The following is a 24,638-nucleotide window of genomic DNA, read 5'->3' on the forward strand; positions in this document are numbered from 1 at the left end:
AGCCGCTCCAGGGAGCGGCTTTTGCGCGGGGCCGGATCAGGCGCCCAGCTTTTCCTTGATGCGGGCCGACTTGCCGCTGCGCTCGCGCAGGTAGTACAGCTTGGCGCGGCGCACGTCGCCGCGGCGCTTGACCTCGATCTTGGCGATCAGCGGGCTGTACAGCGGGAAGGTCCGCTCCACGCCTTCGCCGCTGGAGATCTTGCGCACGATGAAGCTGGAGTTGAGGCCCCGGTTGCGGCGGGCGATCACGACGCCTTCGTAGGCCTGCACGCGCTTGCGGGTACCTTCGATGACGTTGACGCTGACGATCACGGTGTCGCCGGGGGCGAAGGGCGGGATGGTCTTGCCGAGGCGGGCAATCTCTTCCTGCTCGAGGGTCTGGATGAGGTTCATGTTTCCTGTTCCACGATCGTGGCCGCGCTGCACTGAAGGCCGCGAATCCGTGGGTCAGGATTGACTGAGGAAACGGTCGCGACGGCCGGCCAGAGGATCGAAAAGCCCACCATTATAGCCAGACCCGCCGGAGCGGGGGATCCGGCCCACCGGCTCAGCCCAGGCCGCGCAGAAAGCGCTCGTCGTCCGGCCCCAGTCGGCCCTCGGCCCGGGCCCGGGCGATCAGGTCCGGCCGCTGGCGCGCGGTCAGCGCCAGCCGCTGCTCGCGGCGGTAGCGCTCGATCTGCCCGTGGTGCCCGCCCAGCAGCACCGGGGGCACGCCCAGGGGTCCGTGCGGGCCCTGCCAGACCTCGGGACGGGTGTGGTGCGGGCTGTCGAGCAGGCCGTCCAGCGCGGGATTGAAGCTGTCCTGCTGGTGGCTGCCCTCGTCGCCCAGCACGCCGGGCTGCAGGCGCGCCACGGCGTCCAGCAGCGCCATGGCGGGGATTTCGCCGCCCGAGAGCACGAAGTCACCCAGGCTGAGCTGCCGGTCGACACAGGCGTCGATGAAGCGCTGGTCGATGCCTTCGTAGCGGCCGCAGACCAGCACCGCGCCCCCCGGTCCGGCGGCCCAGGCCTCGACGCCCGCGTGGTCCAGCCGCTCGCCCACCGGCGAGAACAGCACCACGGGCGCGCGCTGGCCCTCGGCTTCGGCGCGCTCGGCGCGGATGGCCTGCAGGCAGCGCCACAGCGGCTCGGCCATCATGACCATGCCAGGACCGCCACCGAAGGGGCGATCGTCCACCCGCCGGTAGTTGCCCTCGGCGAAATCGCGCGGGTTCCACAGGTGCACATCCACCTGCCCACTCTCGAAAGCCCGGCGGTTGATGCCGTGCGCGAGAAAAGGCCCGAACAGCTCGGGGAACAGGGTGATGACGTCGAAGCGCATGGGCGCCTGCCCCGCTCAGTAGTCTTTTTGCCAGTCGGCGGTGATGCGCCGGGTGGCGCGGTCCACGTCGTCGATGTACGCGGCCACGAAGGGGATCATCCGCTCGGCGGCGCGCTCCTCGCCGTCCACCGTCTCGAGGTACTCGAGCACCAGCACCGAGGTCGGTCCCGTGCTCATGAGGTCACGTACCACGCCCAGGTCCTCGCCCTCGCGGTTGACCACCCGGAGGCCGATCAGGTCGACCCAGTAGTACTCGCCCTCTTCAGGCTCGGGAAAGGCGCTGCGCGGCAGACTGATGCGGCAGCCCTTGAGCGACTCCGCCAGAGTGCGGTCGTCGACGCCCTCGAAGCGGGCCACCAGGCCGTCGGCGTGGACCTTGAGTTCGGTCACCCGCACGGCCACGCAGCCCTTGAAAGCAGAAAAGCCGCGCGCGAAGCGGGCTTCGGGCGGCTGGAGGTACCAGTCCTGGCTGGCGAACAGCGCGTCGGTGTCGGCGCTGTGGGGCTGGATGCGGACCCAGCCCTTGATGCCCCAGGCATCCTGGACGCGGCCCAGTTCAACGGCATCGGCCGGCAGGACCGACGCGACCAGGGCCGCGGACATGGCGCGGTCAGGCGGCCGGCGCAGCGGCCTTGGCTTCCTTGACCAGGCGCGCGACGGTGTCGGACGGGGTGGCGCCGACGCCGAGCCAGTAATTCAGGCGGTCCGTGGCGATGCGCAGCTTTTCTTCGCCGCCCTTGGCGTTGGGGTTGTAGAAACCCAGGCGCTCGATGAAGTTGCCGTCGCGGCGCGCGCGCTTGTCGGCGGCGACGATGGTGTAGAACGGACGGGCCTTGGCACCGCCGCGGGAGAGTCGAATGACGACCATGATTTATCCTTCGGGTGGTTGGGCACCGACCGGGCCTTCCGGGGTGCCGCCGGATCTTTCGATCCGCTGCTTCACAGCAATTTCCGCGGTGCCTGAGACACACGACTGACCACCCGGCCAGCGAAACACCGCAAAGCCGGCGATTATAGCCCGCCGCCGATCCCGCCACGCCCCTCTTCTTCCGGCCACCCGCCATGCCCCTGATCCGCCCCAGCACCGACGACGACCTCGCCGCCATCACCCGCATCTACGAACACCACGTGCTGCATGGCACGGGCACCTTCGAAACCACGCCTCCCACCGTGGCCGAGATGGCCCAGCGCCGCGCCGACGTGCTGGGCAAGGGCCTGCCCTGGCTGGTGATCGAAGAGCAGGGCCAGGTGCTGGGCTACGCCTATGGCAACTGGTTCAAGCCGCGCCCGGCCTACCGCTTCTCGGTCGAGGACTCGATCTACCTCGCCCCCGAGGCCGCCGGCCGGGGCCTGGGCCGCCTGCTGCTGGCCGAACTGCTGGCCGTGCTGCAGCGCGCCGGCATCCGCAAGGTGATGGCCGTGATCGGCGATTCGGGCAACGCCGGCTCCGTCGGCGTTCACCGCACGCTCGGCTTCACGCCCGTGGGCACGGTGCAGGCCTGCGGCTGGAAGTTCGGCCGCTGGCTGGACATCGTGATCATGGAAAAGCCGCTGGGCGAGGCGCACCACACCCCGCCGCTGGAGGGCTGAACGTGACGGCACGCAAGAACAAGACACTGGCCGTCTGGCTGGCGCTCATCGGCGGCGCCTTGGGCCTGCACCGGTTCTACCTGCGCGGCCTGGGCGACTGGGTGGGCTGGCTGCACCCCCTGCCCACGGCCCTGGGCTGGTACGGCGTGCAGCGCGTGCTGGCCTTCGGTCAGGACGACAAGCTCTCCTGGGTGCTGATCCCCCTGCTGGGCCTGAGCATCGCCGCCGCCTGCCTCACGGGCATCGTCTACGCCCTGGCCGACGCCGAGAAGTGGGACCGCTGGTTCAACCCCGCCGCGCCCGGCGGCACGGCCAGCCAGACCAACTGGCTCACCGTCATCGCCCTGGTGCTCGCGCTGCTCATGGGCACCATCGCCTTCATGGGCAGCCTGGCCTTCGGCATCCAGCGCTACTTCGAATACCAGGTGGAAGAAGCGCGCAAGATCAGCCAGTGAGGCCGGTGGCTCAGCCCGCGAGCGGATTGAGCCAGGCCATCGCCGTCATCACCACGCTCAGGGTGAACAGCGCGAGCACGGTGGACAGGCCCATGCTCGCGGTGGTGAGCGCCTGTGCGGTGTCGTAGCGCTGCGCGAACAGAAAGACGTTGGCGCCCACCGGCAGGGCGGCGGCCACCACCATCACCGTCAGCGGCAGGCCGGTGATGCCCAGCCCCCAGGCCGACAAACCGACCAGCAGCGGCAGCAACAGGTTCTTCACCAGCGACACGCCCAGCGCGGGCCGCCAGTGCCCGGCCAGCGGCGTGCGCGCCAGGCTCACGCCCACCAGCACCAGCGCGATCGGGCCGAAGGCGCTGCCCAGCAACTGCAGCGGCTTGTCCACCACCACGGGCAGGGCCCAGCCGGTCTGCGCGTACAGCAGGCCGCACAGGATGGGCAGCGGGATCGGGTGGATCACCGTGCCCTTGATGACCGAGCCCAGCGTGGCCCACAGCGGCGGCGTGGTCTCGCCGCGCTCGCGCGCCTCGCGCGCGACCACCAGCTCCAGCACCACCGAGCCCACGCTGAGCAGGATGAAGGCGTGCACCGACACCAGGGTCAGCATGGTCACCAGCGCCGGCTTGCCGTAGGCCAGCTCGGCCAGGGTGATGCCGATCATCACCATGTTGGAGAACACCCCCGCCATGGCCACCACGACGCTTTCGCGGCTGAAGCCGCGCCAGGCGACGACGGTGAAGAAGACCAGCAGCACCACCGGGAAGTAGGCCAGCACGGGCCGCAGGTCCAGCTCCTCCAGGTGCACCGAGGCCATGGTGCGAAACAGCAGCGCGGGAATGAGGATCAGGAACACGAGGTTGGACAGGTCCTTGACCGCCGTGTCGCGGATCCAGCCGCGCCGACCCGCCAGGTAACCCAGCGCGATGAGCAGGAAGACGGGCGTGAGAGAGACGAAGAGAGGGTGCTGGGCCAGGTTCACCCGGCGATGGTATCGCCCGCCCCCGCCGACACCGGGTGCGGGCGGACCGGGCGCGGTGCGTCAATGCGCGTGGCGCAGGCCGCAGTACTTGCCCAGGGCCAAGCCCTTGCAGGCCTCGGCAAGCGCCGCCTGGCAGGCCTTCTCGCCCTTGCCCGCCTCCAGGCATTTGGCCGCGCCTTCGTGCGCGGCCGCCATGGCGCGGTGGCGCTGGATGTCCTCCTGGATTTCCTTTTGCGAGTGCTGCGCGAGGGCCGCGCCGGCGGACAGCAAGGCAGCGAATGCGGCGGGGATGGCAAGGGCTTTCATGGTTCGGCTCCGGGTTGGGAAAGGGTGTCGGGGTTGGCGCAGCGCGCGCACAGGCCCAGCAGGGCCAGCTCCGCGCGCTCGACCACCTCGCCCTGGCGCGCCAGCGCGCGCTGCAAGCCGCGCAGCCAGGCCTGGGCGGCGGGTGTGTCGTTCAGCGTGCGGTCCTGGCCGCAGCGCCGGCATTCGAAGCGCGGCCGCAGCGCCGGCGCGCCGCGCGGGGTGACTGGCGCGGCCGGGTCCTGCAGGCGGTAGCGCCAGGTGCCCCGGTCGTCGCTGTGGCGCGCCAGCACGGCGCAGGCGGCCAGGCGGTCGAGCAGGCGGTAGAGCGTCACGCGGTTGGGCTCATGGCCGCGCTGGCGCAGGGCCTGCAGCACCTGCGCGTGCGTGAGCCCCTGGCCGGGGCGCACCAGGAACACGCCCAGGGCCGCGCGCGTGGCCAGGGTGCGGCGCAGGCCGGCGGCGTCCAGGCGCGCCTGCAAGGCGGCAGGCACGGCATCGGTGTCGGCGGGGAAGCGGGCCATGGCGTCGAAATTATCGCAACAAAGTTGCAAATAATAACCCCATGCACGACCCCGGCCGGTCCGCCGCGCGGCGCCTGACTACACTGCCCGCTCCCTCCCCCACCCGCACCGACCTTGCCCACCCCGCACCTGCTGCTTGCCCTGGCCGTCGTGGCGGTCTGGGGCACGAACTTCGTCGTCATCCGCTGGGGGCTGGACGGGCTGCCACCCTTCCTGTTCGCCACCCTGCGCTTCACCTTCTCTGCCCTGCCCTGGTTGTTGTTCGTGCCGCGTCCCAAGGCCTCCTGGCGCTCCATGGCCGCCGTCGGCGTGCTGCTGGGTCCGGGGCAGTTCGGGCTGCTGTTTTTCGCCATCAAGGGCCACATCTCGCCCGGCCTGGCTTCCCTGGTGGTGCAGGTGCAGGTGTTCTTCACCATTGGCCTGTCGCTGTGGCTCATGCGCGAGCGCGTGCGGGGCTACCAGGTCGCGGGCCTGCTGCTGGCGATCGCCGGCCTGGGCGTGATCGCCGCTCACCTGGACGCCAGCGTCACCCTGCTCGGGCTGGGCATCATCCTCGCCGCCGCGTTCTTCTGGGCGGCGTCCAACCTGGTGGTCAAGTCGCTGGGTGGGGTGAACATGCTGCACTTCATGGTCTGGAGCAGTGTGTTCGCGGTGCCGCCACTGCTCGCGATATCGCTGGTGGTGGAAGGACCGGCGCTGATCGCGCAGTCGCTGCGCTCGGCCGGCGCGGTGGTGTGGGCCAGCGTGCTGTGGCAGGCGCTGGGCAACACCCTGTTCGGCTACGGCGTCTGGAACTGGCTGCTGGGGCGCCACCCGGCCGCCACCGTCACGCCGCTGGCGCTGCTGGTGCCGGTGTTCGGCATGAGCGCCTCGGCCCTGTCGCTGGGGGAGTCGCTGCCCGGTTGGAAGCTCGGCGCGGCCGCCCTGGTGCTGCTGGGCCTGGCGGTGATCGTCTGCTGGCCGGTGCTGCAGCGCCGGCTGGCCGCCTGACCCCGGGGCCCGCGTCATGCGCCCGGCCGACGACGCCCCGTTCAAGGACTGGATCGCCACCTCGGCCGTGCGCGCCAAGCCGCCGCTGACCGACTTCGCGCTCGGCCGGGGCGATGACCTGGCCAGCGTTCGCTGGTTCGTCTTCGGCGCCCAGGACGAACTGCTGTCCCACCCGGCCCTGCGCCCGCTCGGCCTGGCCGAGCGCAACCGCCTCGCCGCCGCGCGGCTGGTGCAGTTCCTGGACGACATGACGCTCACCGAGCACCGCATCGTCAACACCGCCGCGCAGGCCATCGCGCAGAACCGCCTGAAGGACTTCCTGCCCGAGCCCATGGCGCTGGACGCGCTCAAGCTCTACACCGACGAGGGCTACCACGCCTTCTTCACCGCGCACGCGAGCCGCGCGGTGCGCCAGTGCTTCTCGCTGGCGGCGCGCGACGAACCAAGCCTGAAGATCGCGGCGCTGGAAGCCTGGGTGGCCGAGGCCCCGCCGGCGCAGCGCGACCTGGCCTGGTTCATGGTCGGCTTCATCGGCGAGACCATGATCACCAAGGCCATCGTCGACGCCATGCGCGGCACCGCGCACTCGGGCCTGCAGCGCCTGCTGCTGGCCCACCTGGAAGACGAGTGGGTGCACGCGCGCTATTTCGCGCAGGCCTTCGCGCTGGTGTGGAAGGGCCTGGACGCCTCGGCGCGCGCGCACTGGGGCGGCCAGCTGCCGCGGGTCATGGCGGCCTTCCACGCGCGCGATCCCCGCCTTCACGGGGAATGGCTGGAACAGGCCGGGCTGGACGCCGCCGCGCGCGAACGCGTGCTCGACCGGCTGTGCGGCGGCGAAGGCCTGACCACCCGCACGCGCCGCCTGTGCGCCAACACCCTGCAGATCCTCGAACGCTGCGGCGCGTTCAAGCACAAGGCCGTGCGCGAGCGCTTCGTCGAGGCCGGCCTGATCGACCCCGACCACCGCCGCTGAGGCGCGGCGCGCCTACTTCGCCAGCCGCGCGAAGGTCTTGCGGAACTTGGCCACCTTGGGCGCGGCCACCGCCATGCAATAGCCCTGGTGCGGGTTGCGCTCGAAGAAGTCCTGGTGGTAGTCCTCGGCCGGCCAGTAGTTCTCCAGCGCTTGCACCTCGGTCACGATGGGACGGCCAAAGGCCCCCTCCCGGGTGAGCTCGTCGATGATGGCGCGCGCCTCGGCCTGCTGCTCGGGCGTGGTGAAGTAGATGCCGCTGCGGTACTGCGTACCCACGTCGTTGCCCTGGCGGTTGGGCGTGGTCGGGTCGTGCACCACGAAGAAGATCTCCAGCAGCTCGCGCGTGCTCACCTCGTCGGGGTCGTACTCCAGGCGCACCACCTCGTTGTGGCCGGTGCCGCCGGTGCACACCTGCTCGTAGCTGGGCTGCTTCAGGTGCCCATTGCTGTAGCCCGACTCCACGTCGCTGACGCCGCGCACTTCCTTGTAGACCGATTCGGTGCACCAGAAGCAGCCGCCCCCCAGCACCAGCACCTGTTTGTCGCTCATCGTGAATCTCCAGTGGTCCTTGCCAGGCCTCGAGTAGACCACCCGAGGCTTTCACGACACCGAAGCGGGGCCTTGGGCCGCCACCAGGGCGCCTACCTAGCCGGTGAGCACGGGCCGGAGCGCTTCGAGCGCCTCGACGGAGGGCGGCTGGGCCGTGGCGCGCCACGCAGTCCCGCTGCGCAGACCACCCGCAAGGCATCGCCCAGCTTGCGGGCGATCAGACCCAGGACGCGGCCCCTCACGCCCCGTGTCCTGGCGCAACAGGACACTAACCCCGAACGACGTCGAGAAAGGCCGCCAGCGCGGCGCTTTCACCGCCGTCCCGCCAGAGGCAGTGCGTCTCGTACGTCGGCGAATCGCCCTGCAGCGGCACGAAGGCGGCCCCCGGCAGCCCGGCCTGCTGCAGGGCGGCCGGCACCAGCGAGACGCCCAGGCCCTGCGCCACCACCGACACCACGCTGAGCCAGTGGCGCAGCTCGAAGCGCACGTCGGGCTCGAAGCCGTGGTCGGCGCACAGGGCGAGCAGGCGGTCGTGGTAGTCGGGCGAGACGGCGCGCGAGATCGCCACGAAGGGCTCGCCGGCCAGCGCGGCAGGCGCCAGCCGCCGCTTGCGCGCCAGCGCGTGGCCCGCCGGCACGCAGGCCACGAAGGCCTGGCGCGAGACCAGCACCTGCGAACAGCCCGGCGGCACGCGGGTGGTGTGCACGAAGCCGGCCTCCAGCCGCTGGTGCTGCAGGTCGATGAGCTGGTCGCTGGAGCTCATCTCGCGCAGCACCAGCTTCAGGCGCGGGTGGCGTTGGGCGAAGCCGCGCAGGATCTGCGGCAGGCCCCGGTACAGCACGGTGCCCGCGAAGCCCACGCGCAACTGGCCGCTCACGCCCTGGGCCACCTCGCGCGCCTCGCGCGCGGCCGCGCCAGCCGCCTCCAACAGGGCCCGCGCGCGCGGCACGAAGGCCTGGCCGGCGGGCGTGAGGGCCACGCCCCGGCTGTTGCGCACGAACAGCGGGGCGCCCACCGAGGCCTCCAGTTGCTGGATGTTCAGCGACAGCGGCGGCTGCGTCATGGCCAGGCGGGCGGCGGCGCGGCCGAAGTGCAGCTCCTCGGCCAGGGCGAGGAAACAGCGCAGGTGGCGGAACTCCATGGCCTTCTCCATCGATTTGCCGTTTGTATTCTTGGATACAGGATCGATATTAGACAGCTATGGCGCCACGGCGGACAATCCTTCGATTGCCCCATCGAATACGGAGACACGCCATGCTCTCGCCAAAGAAAGCCAAAGCCAGCTTCAGCTGGGAAGACCCCTTCCAGCTCGACGGCCAGCTCACCGAGGACGAGCGCGCGGTGCGCGACGCCGCCCACACCTACTGCCAGGAACGCCTGCTGCCGCGCGTGACCGAGGCCTTCCGCAAGGAAGTCACCGACCCGGCCATCTTCCGCGAGATGGGCGACCTGGGCCTGCTGGGCGTGACCATCCCCGAGGCCTACGGCGGCGCCGGGCTCAACTACGTCTGCTACGGCCTGGTGGCGCGCGAGGTCGAGCGCATCGACTCGGGCTACCGCTCCATGATGAGCGTGCAAAGCTCGCTGGTGATGGTGCCGATCAACGAGTTCGGCACCGAGGCGCAGAAACAGAAGTACCTGCCCAAGCTGGCCACGGGCGAATGGATCGGCTGCTTCGGCCTGACCGAGCCCAACCATGGCTCCGACCCCGGCAGCATGGTCACGCGCGCCAAGAAGGTGGACGGCGGCTACAGCCTGTCGGGCGCCAAGATGTGGATCACCAACAGCCCGATCGCCGATGTCTTCGTGGTCTGGGCCAAGGACGACGAAGGCGCGATCCGCGGCTTCATCCTGGAAAAGGGCTGGAAGGGCCTGTCCGCGCCCGCCATCCACAGCAAGGTGGGCCTGCGCGCCTCCATCACCGGCGAGATCGTGCTGGACAACGTGTTCTGCCCCGAGGAAAACGCCTTCCCCGAGGTGCGCGGCTTGAAGGGCCCCTTCACCTGCCTGAACAGCGCGCGCTACGGCATCGCCTGGGGGGCGCTGGGCGCCGCGGAGGACTGCTATTTCCGCGCCCGCCAGTACGTGCTGGACCGCCAGCAGTTCGGCCGCCCGCTCGCCGCCAACCAGCTGATCCAGAAAAAGCTGGCCGACATGCTGACCGAGATCAGCCTGGGCCTGCAGGGCTGCCTGCGCCTGGGCCGCCTCAAGGACGAGGGGGTGGCGCCCGTGGAGCTCACCTCCATCCTCAAGCGCAACAGCTGCGGCAAGGCCCTGGACATCGCCCGCCTGGCGCGCGACATGATGGGCGGCAACGGCATCAGCGACGAGTTCGGCGTGGCGCGCCACCTGGTCAACCTCGAGGTGGTCAACACCTACGAAGGCACGCACGACATCCACGCCCTGATCCTGGGTCGCGCGATCACGGGCATCGCGGCCTTCAACTGACCGCACCGGCGGCCTGGGCCGCCCGGCCTCGGTGCAACCCGCTGCGCCGCGTGCACGCTTTCTGCTAGCGTGCGGGCGTGCACCACCTGCTCGACGCCCTCTCACTGCCGCTGTTCGCCGCCGCCGCGCTGGTCTTCGTCAGCGTGCTGGCCGGCGTGGTGTCCACGCGCGCCGGCTTCTCGTTGCTGCTGGTCTTCCTGGTCGCCGGCATGCTGGCCGGCAAGGACGGGCCCGGCGGCTTCAGCTTCAACGACTTCCGGCTGGCCTTCTGGGTCGGCAACGTCGCGCTCGCGGTGATCCTGCTGGACGGCGGGCTGCGCACCGAACTGGCCACTTTCCGCACCGGCCTGAGGCCCTCCATGCTGCTCGCCACGGTGGGCGTGCTGGTGTCCGCGGCCATCACCGGCGCGGCGGCGCACTGGCTGCTGACCCTGTCCTGGCCCATGGCCCTGCTGGTGGGCGCCATCGTGGGCTCCACCGACGCGGCGGCCGTGTTCGCGCTGCTGAAGTCGTCCGGCGTTCGGCTCAACGAGCGCGTGGCCGCCACGCTGGAGATCGAGTCCGGCATGAACGACCCGATGGCGGTCTACCTCACCCTGGCCTTCATCGGCGTGGCGCTGGCCCTGGGCAACGCGGTGGCGGACGAGGTCACGCTGGGCGGCATCGCCTGGTCGCTGCTGCTGCAGTTCGGCTGGGGCGCGGCCATGGGCCTGGGCAGCGGCTGGGGCCTGGCCGAACTGCTCAAGCGCCTGGGGCGCGGCGCCGACGGCGGCGGCGGCATCCGCGCCCTGCTCATCGTCTCGGGTGGGCTGGCGGTGTTCGCGCTCACCACCTGGCTGGGCGGCTCGGGCTTCCTGGCGGTCTACGCCATGGGCGTGGTGGCGGGCAACCGCGCGCGCCGGCTGGTGCGCTCCTCGCTCTCGGCCATGGACGGCTACGCCTGGCTCGCGCAGGCCGGCATGTTCCTGCTGCTGGGCCTGCTGGTGTCGCCCAGCGAGATGATGGACACCCTGCTGCCGGCCCTGGGCGTGTCGCTGGTGCTGATGCTGGTGGCGCGGCCGGTGGCGGTGTGGCTGTGCCTCAGGCCTTTCCACTTCTCGCCGCACGAAATCGGCTTCATCGCCTGGGTGGGCCTGCGCGGCGCGGTGCCCATCGTGCTGGCGGTGTTCCCCATGATGGCCGGCGTACCCGGCGCGCACGGGTTCCTCGACGTCGCCTTCGTGGTGGTGCTCACGTCCTTGCTGCTGCAGGGCTCCACCATCGGGCTGGCGGCGCGCCGCGCCCATGTGGCCCTGCCGGACCTGGACGACACCGAGGAAGCCCGCCTGGTGTTCGGCGACTTCGTGCTCGACGCCAACACGCCGCTGGAAGGGCTGTGCGGCTTCTACGGCCTGCCGGTGCCCGGCGAATCGGACCAGACGGTGGGCCAGTGGCTGCGCAACGAACTGCACCGCCCACCGGTGGTGGGGGACGTGGCGGAACTGGGCAAGGCCGAAATCAGCGTGCGCGAGATGGACGCGAGCCGGATCACACGGGTAGGGATCAAGCTGGGTTGAGCCGGCGCCGGCGGGCATGCGCTGGCACCGGGCCCGACTTGCCCCTGGCGGCACGCCGCCTGGGGCGGCTGGGGTATATTAATAACCCATCGGTCAGTAACTAGCGCCCATGCCTGCCACCCCCCCGCCACCGCCCGCCGAGGCCCCGCGCCGCGCCCGCCGCAAGGAGGCGCGCCCGGGTGAGTTGATCGAGGCGGCCCTGGCCCTGTTCGTCGAAAAGGGCTTCGCCGCGACGCGCGTCGAGGAGGTGGCCGCGCGCGCCGGGGTGTCCAAGGGCACGCTGTTCCTGTATTTCCCCAGCAAGGAAGATCTGTTCAAGGCCGTGGTGCGCGAAACCGTCGCCGGCCGCTTTCCGGAATGGTCGAACGAGTTGGCCGAGTTCCAGGGCGACAGCGTGGAGCTGGTGCGCTACGCCATGCACACCTGGTGGGAGCGCGTGGGCATGACGCCCGCCTCCGGCATCACCAAGCTCGTCATGGCCGAGGCGGGCACCTTCCCCGAGATCGCCAGCTTCTACCAGAACGAGGTGGTCGCCCCGGGCCACGAGCTGATCAAGCGCATCCTGCAGCGCGGCATCGACCGCGGCGAGTTCCGCGAGATGCCGCTCGACTACGCGGTCTACAGCCTGATCGCGCCCATGATCTTCCTGCTCATGTGGAAACACGCCATGACGCCCTGCGCCCCGCCCTCGCAGCAGATCGATCCCCTGACCTTCATCGACACCCAGGTCGACCTGATCCTGAGCGGCATGCTCAAACGCCCGCGATGAGCCCCGCACGACCGCCCCAAAGGGCCCGCACCACAGCGCGCCGCGCGAAGGTTTCCCCATGACCACCTCCCGTCTGCGAAAGACCCTCTACTGGGCCCTGGCCGGGCTGGCCGTGGCCGCGCTGGCCCTGGGCGTGGTGCGCGCGCTGCACAAGCGCAGCGCCCAGGCCGCGCAGGCGAGCGCCGCTGCCCAGGCCCTGCAGACCGCGCCGGTCTATGAGGTCGCCGCGCGCGACGTGTTCACGGTGCGCCGCCTCGCACTGCAGCAGACGGCCGAGGTCTCGGGCTCGCTGGTGGCGGTGCAGACCGTGGCCATCAAGGCGCGGGTGGCCGGCGAACTGCAAGGCCTGACCAAGCGCGAGGGCGACAGCGTGGCCGCCAACGAGGTGGTCGCGCGCATCGACCCGACCGAGCCGCAGGCGCGCGTGCGACAGGCCGAGCAGCAGGCCGAGTCGGCGCTGGCGCAGGTGCGCATCGCGCAGCGCAACCAGAACAACAACCAGGCCCTGGTGCAGCAGGGCTTCATCTCGGCCACCGCGCTGGACACCTCGCAGGCCAACCTGGCCGCGGCCGAGGCCAACCACCGCGCGGCCATGGCCGCGTTGGACATCGCGCGCAAATCGCTCGCCGACACGGTGCTGCGCTCGCCCATCGCCGGCCAGATCGCCGCCCGGCCGGTGCGCAACGGCGAGCGCGTGGGCGTGGACACACGCGTGCTCGAGGTGGTCGACCTCTCGGCCTTTGAGGTGGAGGCCGCGCTGAGCCCGGCCGACGCGGCACGCATCGCGCCGGGCCAGGGCGCGCGCCTGGTGGTGGAAGGCCTGCCCGAACCGGTGAACGCCACGGTGGCGCGCATCAACCCCAGCGTGCAGGCCGGCAGCCGCAGTGTGCTGGTCTACCTGCGGCTGACCGCCCAGCCGGGCATGCGCCAGGGCCTGTTCGCGCGCGGCGGGATCGTGGCCGGCACCGTCGAGGCCCCGGCCGTGCCGGTGTCGGCCATCCGCAACGACCGGCCCGAGCCCTACGTGCAGGTGCTGCGCGACGGCGTGGTCAAGCACGTGGGCCTGGCGCCCGCGCCCACGGGCAGCGTGGACGGCGTGCCCCACCAGGCGGTACCCGCCCTGGCCGAGGGCGACACCGTGCTGGCGGCCACGGCCGGCGCCATCCGCGACGGCACGCGCGTGAAGCTGGCCGCCGCGGCCAAGCCCTGAGCCCCGGGAGCGCGACACGCCATGTGGTTCACCCAGGTCTCGCTGCGCAACCCGGTCTTCGCCACCATGGTCATGCTGGCCTTCGTGGTGCTGGGCGCGTTCTCCCTGCAGCGCCTGCAGGTGGACCAGTTCCCCAACATCGACTTTCCGGTCGTGGTGGTCACCACCACCTACCCCGGCGCCTCGCCCGAGATCGTCGAGTCCGAGGTGACCAAGAAGGTCGAGGAAGCCGTCAACGCCATCGCGGGCGTCAACAGCCTCACCTCGCGCAGCTACGAAGGCAACTCGGTGGTGATCATCGAGTTCCAGCTCACCGTGGACGGCCGCAAGGCCGCCGACGACGTGCGCGAGAAAATCGGCATCCTGCGCCCGCTGCTGCGCGACGAGGTGGACGAGCCGCGCGTGCTGCGCTTCGACCCCGCCAGCCGCTCCATCTGGTCGGTGGCCGTGGTGCCCGAGGCGGTGGACGGCCGCGCGATGTCGGCCGTGGAGCTGTCCACCTGGGCCGACCAGGTGTTCAAGAAGCGGCTGGAGAACGTGCGCGGCGTGGGCTCGGTCACGCTGGTGGGCGCCACGCGGCGCGCCATCAACATCGAACTCGACCCCGCCGCCATGCGGGCGATGGGCGTGACCACCGAGCAGATCAACGCCGCCGTCCTCAGCGAAAACCAGGACCTGCCCGTGGGCACGCTCAAGACCGGCGAGTCCGAGCGCGTGGTGCAGGTGCTCTCGCGCCTGGCCAACCCGCGCGACTTCGACGACATCATCGTCGCCCGCCGCGGCGGCCTGCCCATCAAGCTGGGCCAGGTGGCGCGCGTGAGCGACGGCACCCAGGAAGTCGAGAGCCTGTCGCTCTACAACGGCCAGCGCACCTTGTTGCTGCAGGTGCAGAAGGCGCAGGACGAGAACACCATCGCGGTGGTCGACGGCCTGAACGCGGCGCTGGCCGCGGTCAAGCCCGAGCTGCCGCCCGGCGTTCGGCTGGAGCCCATCGCCGATGGCTCGCGGCCGATCCGTGTGTCGGTGCAGAACGTGCGCCAGACGCTGATCGAGGGCGCCATCCTCACCGTGCTCATCGTCTTCCTGTTCCTCAACTCCTGGCGCTCCACCGTCATCACCGGGCTCACGCTGCCCATCGCCATCATCGGCACCTTCTTCGTGATGAACGCGCTGGGCTTCACCATCAACATGATCACGCTGATGGCGCTCACGCTCTCCGTGGGCCTGCTGATCGACGACGCCATCGTGGTGCGCGAGAACATCGTGCGCCACGTGCAGATGGGCAAGGCGCCCTACCAGGCCGCCATGGAAGGCACGCAGGAAATCGGCCTGGCGGTGCTGGCCACCACGCTGTCCATCGTGGCGGTGTTCCTGCCCATCGGCTTCATGGGCGGCATCATCGGCAAGTTCTTCCACGAGTTCGGCATCACCATGGTCGCGGCGGTGCTGATCTCCATGTTCGTGAGCTTCACACTGGACCCGATGCTGTCCTCGGTGTGGCACGACCCGGCCATCGACACGCACGGCCAGCCGCCGGGCCGCTCGCTGTACGACCGCACCCTGGGCCGCGTGACGCACTGGTTCGACCGCTTCCAGGACGACCTCGCCGACGGCTACCAGGCCGCGCTGCGCTGGTCGCTGCGGCACAAGCTGGCCACGCTGGCCCTGGCCTTGGCCACCTTCGTCGCCAGCCTGGCCCTGCTGCCGCTGCTGGGCACCGAGTTCGTGCCCAAGGCGGACTTCTCCGAGACCTCGGTCAGCTACCACACGCCGGTGGGCAGTTCACTTCCCGCCACCGAGGCCAAGGCGCGCGAGGTCGAGGCCGTCCTGCGCACCTTCCCCGAGGTGCGGTACACGCTCACCACCATCAACACCGGCAACGCGCAGGGCTCGATGTACGCCAGCACCTACGTGCGCCTGGTGGACCGCAAGGACCGCACGCTCAGCGCCGACGCCATGTCGGCCCTGCTGCGCGACCGGCTGCGCGCGGTGCCCGGCATCACCGTCACGCACGCCGGCCTGCTCGACGCCGTGGGCGGCGGCAAGCAGATCGAGTTTTCGCTGCAGGGCGACGACCTCGACGAGCTGGAACGCCTGAGCGCGCTGATCACCGAGCGGCTGCGCCCCATCGTCGGCCTGGTGGACCTGGACTCCAGCCTCAAGCCCGACAAGCCGACGGTGGACGTGGTGCTCAGGCGCGACCTCGCCTCCGACCTCGGCCTGTCCACCAAGGCCATCGGCAACAGCCTGCGCACCCTGGTGGCCGGCACCACCGTCGGCAACTGGCGCGCCCAGAACGGCGAGACCTACGACGTGATGGTGCGCCTGCCCCCGCCGCAGCGCCAGCGCACGCAGGACCTGCTGCAGCTGCCGCTCAGCGTGGGCAACGCGGTCGACGGCAGCGTGCGCACCGTGCCGCTGGCGCAGGTGGCCGACGTCGTGGAAGGCACCGGCCCGAACCAGATCAACCGCCGCAACCTCAACCGCGAGGTGTCCTTCAGCGCCAACGTCTACGGCCGCTCGGCCGGCGAGGTGTCGGCCGAGATCCAGCGCGTGGTCGACGGCATCGCCCTGCCGCCGGGCTACCGCACCGAGTTCAGCGGCTCCACCAAGAACATGAAGGAGTCCTTCGGCTACGCCCTGTCGGCGCTGGCGCTGGCCATCATCTTCATCTACATGATCCTGGCCAGCCAGTTCCAGAGCTTCCTGCAGCCGCTCTCGCTCATGACCTCGCTGCCGCTCACGCTGATCGGCGTGGTGCTGGCGCTGCTCATGTTCGGCTCCACCATGAGCATGTTCTCCATCATCGGCATCGTGCTGCTCATGGGCCTGGTGACCAAGAACGCCATCCTGCTGGTGGACTTCGCCATCCGCGCGCGCGAGGGCCGCGCCGGCGGCCCGCCGCTGCCGCGCGACGAGGCCCTGCTGCTGGCGGCCAAGGTGCGGCTGCGCCCCATCCTCATGACCACCCTGGCCATGGTCTTCGGCATGGTGCCGCTGGCCTTCGCGCTCACCGAAGGCTCGGAGCAGCGCGCGCCCATGGGCCAGGCCGTGATCGGCGGCGTCATCACCTCCTCGCTGCTCACGCTGGTGGTGGTGCCGGTGGTCTACGGCTACCTCGACGACCTGGCCGCCTGGCTGCGCCGCAAGGCCGGGCTGCCGCCCGCCGCCACGCCCCCGCAGGACAGTGCGCCATAGGGCGCCTCCTAAAATCCACCGGTTGTGCCGACCCCATTGGAGATATGAGATGACCACCGCGAACAGCCTCGAACAGGCCCGCTTCAACATGATCGAGCAGCAGATCCGCCCCTGGGAGGTGCTCGACGGCCGCGTGCTCGAGTTGCTGGGCCGGGTGCGCCGCGAGGACTTCGCGCCCGCCGCCCACCGGGCCCTGGCATTCACCGACATGGAACTGCCCCTGACCCAGCCCGCGGTCGATGGCCAGTGCATGCTGGCGCCGCGCGTGCAGGCCCGCCTGGTGCAGGACCTGGCCCTCAAGCCCACCGACAAGGTGCTGGAGATCGGCACCGGCAGCGGCTACACCGCCGCCCTCATGGCCAGCCTGGCTCAGCGCGTGCTGTCGCTGGAGATCGAGCCCGCGCTGGCCTCGCAGGCCCGCACCCGCCTGATGCAGGCCGGCGTCACCAACGTCGAGGTGCGCCAGGCCGATGCCGCGGCGAACGGCTTCGCCGCCTGCCGCGCCGACGGGCCGTACGACGCCATCCTGCTCGGCGGCTCGCTGGCCGAGGTGCCACCCGCCCTGCTGGGTCTGCTGGCGCCGGGCGGGCGCCTCGCCGCCATCGTGGGCGACGAACCCGTGATGCGCGCCACCTTCATCACCCGCGCGGGCGAAGCCGACTACCGCAGCGCCCAGCCCTGGGACACCCTCGCGCCGCGCCTTCGCCACTTCCCCGAGCCTTCGCGCTTCCGCTTCTGAACCGGCGCCACCGCATGCAAGCCATCACCCCCGCCCAGCTCGACGACTGGCTGCGCCAGGAAACCGCGGACGGCGCCACCGTGCCCGTGCTGCTCGACGTGCGCGAGCCCTGGGAACTGCAGACCGCGAGCGTGCCGCCCGGCCCGGGCTACGACCTGCTGGCCGTGCCCATGCGCAGCGTGCCCGCCCGCCTGGCCGAACTGGACCGCGACCGCCCCATCGCCTGCCTGTGCCACCACGGCGGGCGCAGTGCCCAGGTGGCCCGCTTCCTGCAAGACCAGGGCTACACGCGCGTGGTCAACGTACACGGCGGCATCGACCTGTGGTCGCGCGAACGCGACCCGTCGATCCCGCGCTACTGATATGAAGCACCCCCTGCGCCGCTTCGCGGCTTCTCCCTCTCTCGCCCACGACGGGCGGGGGACGGCACCCCAGGCCCGGCAGAGCCGGTTCCTCGGTGCCCCCGGCCGTCGTCTCTGAGGAGCTATCCATGATCTTTGCCGTTGCCTTTCGTCCGATGGCGGTCGCCGCGCTCCTGGCCCTGGGCGCGGCGTCCGGCGCACAGGCCCAGAGCCTGGTCCAGCTGTTCGAGGCCGCGCGCGGCTTTGACGCCACCTACCTGGCCGCGCGTTCGTTGTACGAGGCCAACCTGGCCCAGGCCGACCAGGCGCGCGCCGGCCTGCTGCCCCAGGTCGGCCTGGGCGCGGGCGCCAGCTGGGCGAACCGCGACAGCAGCAACAAGCTGCTCGACGGCACCAGCAACAGCCAGAACGTGACGCTGTCGGCCAGCCAACCGCTGTACCGGCCCGCCAACAAGCTCGCCAACGACCAGGCCATCCTGTCCAAGGACATCGCGCAGGCCCAGCTCGTGCAGGCCGAGCAGGACCTGATCGTGCGCGCCGCGCAGGCCTATTTCGACGTGCTCGCCGCCCAGGACACGCTCACCTTCGTGCGCGCGCAAAAGACCGCGGTGGAACAGCAGCTCGCCGCCGCGCGACGCAATTTCGAGGTCGGCACCGCCACCGTGACCGACGCGCGCGAGGCCCAGGCCCGCTTCGACCTGGTGATTGCCCAGGAGATCGCGGCCGAGAACGACCTGCGGGTGAAGAAACTCGCGCTCGACCAGCTGGTGGGCCGCAGCGGCGTGACGCCCCTGCCCCTGGCCACGCCGGTGGACCTGCCGCCGCTGGAGCCCGCGACGCCGCAGGGCTGGCTGGACCGCGCAGGCGACCAGCACCCGGCGATCCTGAGCGCGCAGCGCAACCTCGACATCGCCAGGCTCGAAACGCAGCGCGCCGAGGCCGGCCACAAGCCCACGGTGGACCTGGTGGGCCAGTACCAGGTGGCGCGCGCGCCGTCCGGCGTGCAGGGCATACCGGGCAACGTGCGCAACAACAACGCCAGCGTGGGCGTGCAGTTCAACATGCCGCTGTTCGCGGGCTATTCCATCCAGAACCGCGTGAAGCAGACCCTGGCGCTGGAGGAAAAGGCCCGCGCCGACCTCGACGCCGCCCGCCGCACGGTGGACCTGCGCACGCGCAGCGCCTTCCTCGGCCTGGTCTCGGGCCAGGGACAGGTGAAGGCGCTGGAAGCGGCCGAGACCTCCAGCCAGAGCGCGCTGGAAGCCAACCAGCTGGGCTATCAGGTGGGCGTGCGCATCAACATCGACGTGCTCAACGCCCAGAGCCAGCTCTACCAGACCAAGCGCGACCTGGCCCAGGCCCGCTACAACGTGCTGCTGGGCAGCCTGCGCCTGCGCCAGGCCAGCGGCGAGCTGACACCGGCCGACCTGCAGGCCGTCGACGCCTTGCTGGCGCGCTGAGCGCCGGTCCCACCGGGGGGGGGCGGCGTTCGAGCCGCCCACCCGGAGCCGATACACTCCCCCGATTGCCCACCCGCCCGGCCCCGACCCGGGCGGGCCCGTTTTTCACCCTGCAGGAGATGACGTGCAAGCCGTCAACGTGCTGTGCATCAAATGGGGCCGCAAGTACGGCCCCGAATACGTCAACAAGCTCCACAGCATGGTGTCGCGCCACCTGAGCCGGCCCTTCCGCTTCGTCTGTCTCACCGACGACGCCACCGGCATCCACTCGGGCATCGAGGTCAAGCCGATTCCTGCCGTGGGCTTCGACGAATTCGACCAGCGCAAGCCCTGGACCTTCGGCCACGGCTGGCTCAAGCTCACCAGCTTCGCCGACCCGCTGTACGACCTCACCGGCCGCACCCTGTTCCTGGACCTGGACATCGTCATCGTCGACAGCCTCGACCCCTTCTTCGACCAGCCCGGCGAATTCGTCGTGATCAAGGAATGGGACAAGACCGACGGCACGGGCAACACCTCGTGCTACCTCTACACCATCGGCGCCCACACCGACGCGCTGGAGCACCTGAAGACGGGCTACCCCCAGTCCATCGCCGACGTGCGCAACGAGCAGGAGTACATCACCGGCTACCTGGGCCGCCAGGGCAAGGTGAGCTTCTGGCCCGACGGCTGGTGCGTGAGCTTCAAGCGCCACTGCATGCAGCGCGGCCTCATGGGCTGGTTCAAGCCGCCCGAGATCCCGCCGGGCGCCCGCATCATCGCCTTCCACGGCAAACCCAACCCGCCCGACGCCATCGCCGGCGTGAGCGGCAAGTGGTACCGACGCGTGCTGCCCACGCCATGGGTGGCCGAACACTGGCGGTGAACCCGCCGCGCGCCACCGCCACGCTGAGGGCCTACCGGGGCCTGAGCCGCGCGCTCACGCCCTGGTTGCTGGGCTGGTTGTGGTGGCGCGGCCGGCGCGAACCCGGCTACCGCGACCGCCTGGGTGAACGCCTGGGCCGCTTCGCCATCGAGCCCGGGCGCCTCGGCGGCCTGTGGCTGCACGCGGCCTCGGTCGGCGAGGTGCAGGCCGCGCGGCCCCTGATCGAGGCCCTGCTGCACGACTGGCCCGCGCACGCCCTCACCGTCACCACGCAGACGCCCACGGGCGCGGCCGCGCTGCGCGCCGCCTGGGGCGATCGCATCGCGCACCGCTTCGCGCCGCTGGACACGCCGGGCGCGGTGCGCCGCTTTCTCGACCGGCTGCAGCCGCAGGCCCTGGTGCTGGTGGAGCGCGAGCTGTGGCCGCAGTGGTTGTTCGAATGCGCGCAGCGGGCGCTGCCGGTGCTGCTGGCCAACGCGCGCCTGTCCGAGGCGTCCGCGCGCACCTACAGCCGCTGGCCGGGGCTGATGCGGCACGCCTGGCCCCGGCTCGACGTGGCCGCCGCCGACGGGGCCTCGGCCGAGCGCCTGCGCGCGCTGGGCGTGCCGCCGCAGCGGGTGACGCTCACGGGCAACCTCAAGTTCGACGCCGCCCCGCCCGCGCAGGCGCAGGCCCTGCCGCCCGAGCTGCGGTCGCGCCGCCTGGTGGTCGCCGGCAGCACCCACGACGGCGACGAGGCCGCCTGGCTCGACGCCTGGCGCGGCCTGCGCGAGCGCCACCCCGACGCCCTGCTCGTGCTCGTGCCGCGCCACCCCCAGCGCTTCGACGCCGTGGCGGCCGAGCTGCGGCGCCGTGGCCTGGCCTTCGCGCGCCGCAGCATCGGCGACGCCGTGGAACCGCAGACCACCGTGCTGCTGGCCGACACCATGGGCGAGCTGATGCACTGGTACCGCCACGCCAGCCTGTGCTTCGTCGGCGGCACGCTGGCGCCCGTGGGTGGCCACAACCCGCTGGAGCCCATGGCCCTGGGCCAGGCCTTCCTGTTCGGCCCGCACACCACCAACGCGCCCACCCTGTTCGACGAAGCCCAGGCCGCTGGCGCCGGGCTGGCGGTGCACGACGCGGCCACGCTGGAGCGCGCGGTGGACGAGGCCCTGCGCGACCCCGCCGCCTGGGCCGTGCGCGGCGCGGCGGCACGCACCCTCATCGACGCCCACCGCGGCGCGGCGCAGCGCACGCAGGCCCACCTGCGCGCGCTGCTGGGCGATGTCGACGGCTCGGCACTCGGACCGGTGCAGGTCGCCACGCGGGACGGCGACACGCTCTGGCACGACCCGCGCCGCGTCGACGCAAGCGACGCGCCCCGCCTGTTCGAGGCCCAGGCGCCCACCGAACACCTGGCCACCGGCAGCGGCCGTGGCCAGGCGCGGCTCGTGCAGCACCAGGGCCAGGGCCTGGTGCTGCGCCACTACCGGCGCGGCGGTCTCATGGCGCGCCTGAGCGAGGACCGCTTCCTGCGCGAGGCCGCGCACCGCAGCCGCGCCATGCGCGAATTCGCGCTGCTGCGCCTGCTGCGGTCCTGGCGGCTGCCCGTGCCCGAGGCCGCGCTCGCGCGCCACCGCGCCCACGGGCTGGTCTACAGCGCGGACATCGCGGTCGGCCTGATCCCGGGCAGCCGCAACCTCGTGCAGCGACTGCAGTCCGCGCGCCCCACGCCGGCGGACTGGGCGGCCCTGGGCCGCGCCATCCGCGCCCTGCACGACCGACAGGTCTTCCACGCCGACCTCAACGCCCACAACCTGCTGCTCGACGCGCAGGGCCGTGCCTGGGTGGTCGACTTCGACAAATGCGCCGTGCGCCCGGGCGATGCCTGGAAAGCGGACAACCTCGCGCGGCTGCAACGCTCGTTGCGCAAGGAAGCGACCCGCGTGCACCCGTACCACTGGGACGAAGCCGACTGGACCCACCTCACCACGGCCTACGAGCGGCCCGACGCCACCCCCCCATGAGCTTCACCCACGCCTGTTCCACTGGCGCCCGCGCCGCCCTGGTGCTGTGCTTCCTGGCCTTCCCCATGTCCGTGGCCCTGGCCAACGTGGCCCTGCTGCTGACCTTGCTGCTGTGGTTGCTCTCGCTCGCCGGTGCGCCAGCGCGCGCCGAACTGCGCGAGGCCTTGCGCAACCCGCTGGCCGCGCCCGCGCTCGCGCTGTTCGCCTGGATCGTGATCGCCGTGGCCTGGTCGCCGGCCGACCCCCAGGGGATCCTGGGCGCCTTGCAGAAGTACCTGAAATTCCTGATGGTGCCGATGTTCATCGCGCTGCTGCAGGACCCGGCCACGCGCCGGCGCTGCTGGCATGCCTTCATGCTGGCCCTGCTGTTCACGCTGGCCGTCACCTGGCTCAGCGTGTGGATCGAGATTCCCTGGACCAAGGCCAGCCGCGCGGGCATGGCGACGGACCACACCGTTTTCAAGGACCACATCTCGCAGGGCCTCATGATGACCCTGTTCGCGGCCATCGTCGCCTGGCTGGCTGTCACCGCGCGGCGCCCCCCCCGGCGATGGGCCTGCGCCGCGCTGTGGCTGCTGGCCACCGGCGCCATCCTGGCGCTCTCGCAGGGCCGCACCGGCTATCTGGCCTGGATCGCCTCCAGCGGCGCGTTTGCGCTCACCCTCGCCGTCGCGCATTCGCGGCGCGCCGTGCTCGGTGCCGTGGTGGGCCTGGTGGCGGTGGTGGCGCTGGCCTTCACGGCGTCGCCGGTGCTGCAGCAGCGCGTGAGCGCGGCCTGGACGGAAGCCCTCACCGCCAAGCTGGACAACACCCCCGGCGCCGTGGTCACCTCCACCGGCGCGCGCGTCGAGATGGCCCGATTCGCCCTTGACGCTTCGCTCCAGGCCCCGGTGTTCGGCCACGGCACCGCGTCCTATCCCGTACTGGCCAAGCAGCACTTCACCAGCACCGAATGGTGCTCGGTGGTGTGCCCGCACCCGCACAACCAGTTCCTCTTCTTCCTGGTCGAACAGGGCGCCATCGGCCTGCTGCTGTTCCTGTGGTTCATCGCCGCCATCGCGCGCGAGGGCTGGCGGCACGACCCGCCGCGGCGCGCCTTCTCCCTGGCCTTCGTGGCCACGCTGGCGGCGGCCTGCCTCTCGCACAGCTCGTTCTGGTTGTCGACCGAGAACCATTGCCTCATCCTCATGAGCGCGCTCACCATGGCCAGCCTGCGCGCGCGGCGCGCGCCGGTGTCCACATGACCCGCCTCACCATCGCCTTCCACTCCAACCAGATCTCGCTGCGTGGCACCGAGGTGGCGCTGTACGACTACGCGGTCGGCGCCGAGGCGGTGCTGGGCCACCGCGCCGTGATCCTGCACGACGCCACCCACCCGGGCAACGACGGGCAGGCAATCGCCAAGTTCCGCGCGCGCTTCGACGTCGCCGCGTACCGCGAGCGCGGCGCACTCGACGGCCTGCTGCAGCGCCACGGCGCGCAGCTGATGTACGCGATCAAATCGGGCAAGAACGATGGCCTGGTGTCGCGCACGGTGCCCACCATGGTGCACGCGGTCTTCCCCACGCACCCGCGCCAGATGCATGGCGCGTCCTACGCCTTCATCTCGGAGTGGCTGAGCCGGCGCTGCAGCGCCGGCCGCATCCCGGCCGTGCCACACATCGTGAGCCTGCCCGCCGAGGACAGCGACCTGCGCGCCGAACTGGGCATTCCCAGGAAAGCCAAGGTGCTGGGCTGCCACGGCGGCGCGCACAGCTTCGACGTGCCGGCGGCCATCGAGGCGGTGCGGCGCGTGCTGGCCACGCGCGACGACACCTGGTTCCTGTTCCTCAACATCGAGCCCTTCGTCGACCACCCGCGCGCCCGCTTCCTGCCCGGCACCAGCGATCTGGTGTTCAAGACGCGCTTCATCAACAGCTGCGACGCCATGCTGCACGCGCGCCTGCAGGGCGAGTCCTTCGGCCTGGCCTGCGGCGAGTTCTCCGTCCGCAACAAGCCGGTGCTGACCTACGCGCGCAGCAAGCACCGCCACCACCTGGACGTGCTGGGCGACGCCGGCTGGCCCTACCGCGACGCCGACGACCTGGTGCGCCGCATCGAATCGCTGGACCCCGCCGCCGTCCGCGCGGGTTCCTGGGACCGCTACACGCCGCTCTACAACCCCGAGCGCGTGATGGGCCTGTTCGACCAGCACCTGATCCAGCCCGCGCTGCGCAACCCCTCACGCGAGCGGCCCCAGCTGCACGTGCCCTGGGTCGACACCCTGGCCTATTGGCGGCTGAAGCTGGACATGCGCCTGCGGCGCGGCGCTCGCCTGTGACACCGATGAAACGGCCCT

The 24,638-nt window shown here is 71.2% G+C and carries 25 protein-coding genes; 16 read left to right on the forward strand and 9 right to left on the reverse strand.

The features are described 5' to 3' along the window. Positions 1-36: 36 nt before the first annotated feature. The 4 genes from rplS to rpsP form a co-directional block, all read right to left on the reverse strand. The gene (gene rplS / locus DY262_RS06250; protein WP_009518047.1) at positions 37-393 is read right to left on the reverse strand and encodes a 50S ribosomal protein L19; all 357 of its coding nucleotides are present in this window, start codon (positions 391-393) and stop codon (positions 37-39) included. A 154-nt stretch (positions 394-547) separates the two neighbouring features. Further along, entirely contained in the window at positions 548-1,321 is a 774-nt protein-coding gene (trmD, locus tag DY262_RS06255; RefSeq protein WP_116958106.1) for a tRNA (guanosine(37)-N1)-methyltransferase TrmD, read from the reverse strand. A gap of 15 nt (positions 1,322-1,336) precedes the next feature. Beyond that, a complete protein-coding gene (rimM, locus tag DY262_RS06260; RefSeq protein WP_116958107.1) occupies positions 1,337-1,924 on the reverse strand; it encodes a ribosome maturation factor RimM in 588 nt (195 codons plus the stop codon). A 7-nt stretch (positions 1,925-1,931) separates the two neighbouring features. Then, positions 1,932-2,189: a 30S ribosomal protein S16 gene (gene rpsP, locus DY262_RS06265; RefSeq protein ID WP_070398861.1), complete on the reverse strand. Its 258-nt coding sequence runs from the start codon at positions 2,187-2,189 to the stop codon at positions 1,932-1,934. Between the two features lie 194 nt (positions 2,190-2,383). On the opposite strand from rpsP, the gene DY262_RS06270 reads away from it, so the two are divergent. Both DY262_RS06270 and DY262_RS06275 read left to right on the forward strand, forming a co-directional pair. Beyond that, positions 2,384-2,911, forward strand: a complete 528-nt coding sequence (locus DY262_RS06270; RefSeq protein ID WP_116958108.1) for a GNAT family N-acetyltransferase — start codon at positions 2,384-2,386, stop codon at positions 2,909-2,911. A gap of 2 nt (positions 2,912-2,913) precedes the next feature. Further along, positions 2,914-3,366 carry a TM2 domain-containing protein gene (locus DY262_RS06275; RefSeq protein WP_116958109.1) on the forward strand — a complete coding sequence of 151 codons (453 nt, stop codon included), beginning with the start codon at positions 2,914-2,916 and terminating at the stop codon, positions 3,364-3,366. A gap of 10 nt (positions 3,367-3,376) precedes the next feature. Here the strand turns inward: DY262_RS06275 and DY262_RS06280 are convergent, their stop codons facing one another. Genes DY262_RS06280 through DY262_RS06290 form a run of 3 tightly spaced genes read right to left on the reverse strand, consistent with a single transcriptional unit; the run spans position 3,377 to position 5,172 of the window. After that, entirely contained in the window at positions 3,377-4,345 is a 969-nt protein-coding gene (locus DY262_RS06280; protein WP_116958110.1) for an AEC family transporter, read from the reverse strand. 60 nt (positions 4,346-4,405) lie between these two features. Continuing rightward, positions 4,406-4,651, reverse strand: a complete 246-nt coding sequence (locus DY262_RS06285) for a hypothetical protein (RefSeq protein WP_116958111.1) — start codon at positions 4,649-4,651, stop codon at positions 4,406-4,408. Continuing rightward, the gene (locus DY262_RS06290) at positions 4,648-5,172 is read right to left on the reverse strand and encodes a Fur family transcriptional regulator (protein WP_116958112.1); all 525 of its coding nucleotides are present in this window, start codon (positions 5,170-5,172) and stop codon (positions 4,648-4,650) included. Before DY262_RS06290 ends, DY262_RS06285 begins: the two co-directional genes overlap by 4 nt. Positions 5,173-5,286: 114 nt before the next feature. Between DY262_RS06290 and DY262_RS06295 the strand changes: the two genes are divergently transcribed. Both DY262_RS06295 and DY262_RS06300 read left to right on the forward strand, forming a co-directional pair. Next, complete coding sequence (locus DY262_RS06295) at positions 5,287-6,162, forward strand: EamA family transporter (protein WP_116958113.1); 876 nt, start codon at positions 5,287-5,289, stop codon at positions 6,160-6,162. A gap of 16 nt (positions 6,163-6,178) precedes the next feature. Further along, positions 6,179-7,135 (forward strand): diiron oxygenase, encoded by a 957-nt coding sequence (locus tag DY262_RS06300; protein ID WP_116958114.1) that lies wholly within the window; start codon positions 6,179-6,181, stop codon positions 7,133-7,135. A 12-nt stretch (positions 7,136-7,147) separates the two neighbouring features. Here the strand turns inward: DY262_RS06300 and msrA are convergent, their stop codons facing one another. Both msrA and DY262_RS06310 read right to left on the reverse strand, forming a co-directional pair. Further along, on the reverse strand, positions 7,148-7,684 hold the full coding sequence (gene msrA / locus DY262_RS06305; RefSeq protein ID WP_116958115.1) for a peptide-methionine (S)-S-oxide reductase MsrA: 537 nt from the start codon (positions 7,682-7,684) through the stop codon (positions 7,148-7,150). A gap of 268 nt (positions 7,685-7,952) precedes the next feature. Further along, complete coding sequence (locus tag DY262_RS06310) at positions 7,953-8,825, reverse strand: LysR family transcriptional regulator (RefSeq protein ID WP_116958513.1); 873 nt, start codon at positions 8,823-8,825, stop codon at positions 7,953-7,955. A gap of 113 nt (positions 8,826-8,938) precedes the next feature. Between DY262_RS06310 and DY262_RS06315 the strand changes: the two genes are divergently transcribed. The 12 genes from DY262_RS06315 to DY262_RS06370 all read left to right on the forward strand — a co-directional run bounded on the left by DY262_RS06315 (position 8,939) and on the right by DY262_RS06370 (position 24,620). Continuing rightward, a complete protein-coding gene (locus DY262_RS06315) occupies positions 8,939-10,132 on the forward strand; it encodes an acyl-CoA dehydrogenase (RefSeq protein ID WP_116958116.1) in 1,194 nt (397 codons plus the stop codon). 77 nt (positions 10,133-10,209) lie between these two features. Continuing rightward, a complete protein-coding gene (locus DY262_RS06320) occupies positions 10,210-11,688 on the forward strand; it encodes a potassium/proton antiporter (RefSeq protein ID WP_116958117.1) in 1,479 nt (492 codons plus the stop codon). A 109-nt stretch (positions 11,689-11,797) separates the two neighbouring features. After that, a complete protein-coding gene (locus DY262_RS06325; protein WP_116958118.1) occupies positions 11,798-12,457 on the forward strand; it encodes a TetR/AcrR family transcriptional regulator in 660 nt (219 codons plus the stop codon). Between the two features lie 58 nt (positions 12,458-12,515). After that, entirely contained in the window at positions 12,516-13,667 is a 1,152-nt protein-coding gene (locus DY262_RS06330) for an efflux RND transporter periplasmic adaptor subunit (RefSeq protein ID WP_116958119.1), read from the forward strand. Between the two features lie 21 nt (positions 13,668-13,688). Further along, positions 13,689-16,865, forward strand: coding sequence for an efflux RND transporter permease subunit (locus DY262_RS06335; RefSeq protein ID WP_116958120.1), 3,177 nt, complete (start codon positions 13,689-13,691; stop codon positions 16,863-16,865). A gap of 49 nt (positions 16,866-16,914) precedes the next feature. After that, positions 16,915-17,604 carry a protein-L-isoaspartate O-methyltransferase family protein gene (locus DY262_RS06340; protein ID WP_070398886.1) on the forward strand — a complete coding sequence of 230 codons (690 nt, stop codon included), beginning with the start codon at positions 16,915-16,917 and terminating at the stop codon, positions 17,602-17,604. A 14-nt stretch (positions 17,605-17,618) separates the two neighbouring features. Next, positions 17,619-17,966, forward strand: a complete 348-nt coding sequence (locus tag DY262_RS06345; protein ID WP_116958121.1) for a rhodanese-like domain-containing protein — start codon at positions 17,619-17,621, stop codon at positions 17,964-17,966. Between the two features lie 128 nt (positions 17,967-18,094). After that, positions 18,095-19,426, forward strand: coding sequence for a TolC family outer membrane protein (locus DY262_RS06350; protein WP_116958122.1), 1,332 nt, complete (start codon positions 18,095-18,097; stop codon positions 19,424-19,426). Between the two features lie 124 nt (positions 19,427-19,550). Next, positions 19,551-20,291: a glycosyltransferase gene (locus DY262_RS06355; RefSeq protein ID WP_116958123.1), complete on the forward strand. Its 741-nt coding sequence runs from the start codon at positions 19,551-19,553 to the stop codon at positions 20,289-20,291. Then, positions 20,267-22,300, forward strand: a complete 2,034-nt coding sequence (locus tag DY262_RS06360) for a 3-deoxy-D-manno-octulosonic acid kinase (RefSeq protein ID WP_116958124.1) — start codon at positions 20,267-20,269, stop codon at positions 22,298-22,300. The genes DY262_RS06355 and DY262_RS06360 overlap by 25 nt, the downstream gene beginning before the upstream one ends. Next, a complete protein-coding gene (locus DY262_RS06365; protein ID WP_116958125.1) occupies positions 22,297-23,544 on the forward strand; it encodes an O-antigen ligase family protein in 1,248 nt (415 codons plus the stop codon). Before DY262_RS06360 ends, DY262_RS06365 begins: the two co-directional genes overlap by 4 nt. Next, complete coding sequence (locus DY262_RS06370; RefSeq protein WP_116958126.1) at positions 23,541-24,620, forward strand: hypothetical protein; 1,080 nt, start codon at positions 23,541-23,543, stop codon at positions 24,618-24,620. The genes DY262_RS06365 and DY262_RS06370 overlap by 4 nt, the downstream gene beginning before the upstream one ends. The last annotated feature ends 18 nt before the right edge of the window (positions 24,621-24,638 follow it).

This window comes from Hydrogenophaga borbori, from assembly GCF_003417535.1.
Lineage (GTDB): Bacteria > Pseudomonadota > Gammaproteobacteria > Burkholderiales > Burkholderiaceae_C > Hydrogenophaga > Hydrogenophaga borbori.

Bases quoted from the DNA above. Each gene is read 5' to 3' on its own strand.
- DY262_RS06300 (WP_116958114.1), top strand. From the start codon at position 6,179: ATGCGCCCGGCCGACGACGCCCCGTTCAAGGACTGGATCGCCACCTCG.
- msrA (WP_116958115.1), bottom strand. From the start codon at position 7,684: ATGAGCGACAAACAGGTGCTGGTGCTGGGGGGCGGCTGCTTCTGGTGC.
- rplS (WP_009518047.1), bottom strand. From the start codon at position 393: ATGAACCTCATCCAGACCCTCGAGCAGGAAGAGATTGCCCGCCTCGGC.
- DY262_RS06360 (WP_116958124.1), top strand. From the start codon at position 20,267: ATGGGTGGCCGAACACTGGCGGTGAACCCGCCGCGCGCCACCGCCACG.
- DY262_RS06345 (WP_116958121.1), top strand. From the start codon at position 17,619: ATGCAAGCCATCACCCCCGCCCAGCTCGACGACTGGCTGCGCCAGGAA.
- trmD (WP_116958106.1), bottom strand. From the start codon at position 1,321: ATGCGCTTCGACGTCATCACCCTGTTCCCCGAGCTGTTCGGGCCTTTT.
- DY262_RS06370 (WP_116958126.1), top strand. From the start codon at position 23,541: ATGACCCGCCTCACCATCGCCTTCCACTCCAACCAGATCTCGCTGCGT.
- DY262_RS06350 (WP_116958122.1), top strand. From the start codon at position 18,095: ATGATCTTTGCCGTTGCCTTTCGTCCGATGGCGGTCGCCGCGCTCCTG.
- DY262_RS06340 (WP_070398886.1), top strand. From the start codon at position 16,915: ATGACCACCGCGAACAGCCTCGAACAGGCCCGCTTCAACATGATCGAG.
- DY262_RS06335 (WP_116958120.1), top strand. From the start codon at position 13,689: ATGTGGTTCACCCAGGTCTCGCTGCGCAACCCGGTCTTCGCCACCATG.
- DY262_RS06290 (WP_116958112.1), bottom strand. From the start codon at position 5,172: ATGGCCCGCTTCCCCGCCGACACCGATGCCGTGCCTGCCGCCTTGCAG.
- DY262_RS06270 (WP_116958108.1), top strand. From the start codon at position 2,384: ATGCCCCTGATCCGCCCCAGCACCGACGACGACCTCGCCGCCATCACC.
- rpsP (WP_070398861.1), bottom strand. From the start codon at position 2,189: ATGGTCGTCATTCGACTCTCCCGCGGCGGTGCCAAGGCCCGTCCGTTC.
- DY262_RS06330 (WP_116958119.1), top strand. From the start codon at position 12,516: ATGACCACCTCCCGTCTGCGAAAGACCCTCTACTGGGCCCTGGCCGGG.
- DY262_RS06310 (WP_116958513.1), bottom strand. From the start codon at position 8,825: ATGGAGTTCCGCCACCTGCGCTGTTTCCTCGCCCTGGCCGAGGAGCTG.
- rimM (WP_116958107.1), bottom strand. From the start codon at position 1,924: ATGTCCGCGGCCCTGGTCGCGTCGGTCCTGCCGGCCGATGCCGTTGAA.
- DY262_RS06325 (WP_116958118.1), top strand. From the start codon at position 11,798: ATGCCTGCCACCCCCCCGCCACCGCCCGCCGAGGCCCCGCGCCGCGCC.
- DY262_RS06285 (WP_116958111.1), bottom strand. From the start codon at position 4,651: ATGAAAGCCCTTGCCATCCCCGCCGCATTCGCTGCCTTGCTGTCCGCC.
- DY262_RS06365 (WP_116958125.1), top strand. From the start codon at position 22,297: ATGAGCTTCACCCACGCCTGTTCCACTGGCGCCCGCGCCGCCCTGGTG.
- DY262_RS06315 (WP_116958116.1), top strand. From the start codon at position 8,939: ATGCTCTCGCCAAAGAAAGCCAAAGCCAGCTTCAGCTGGGAAGACCCC.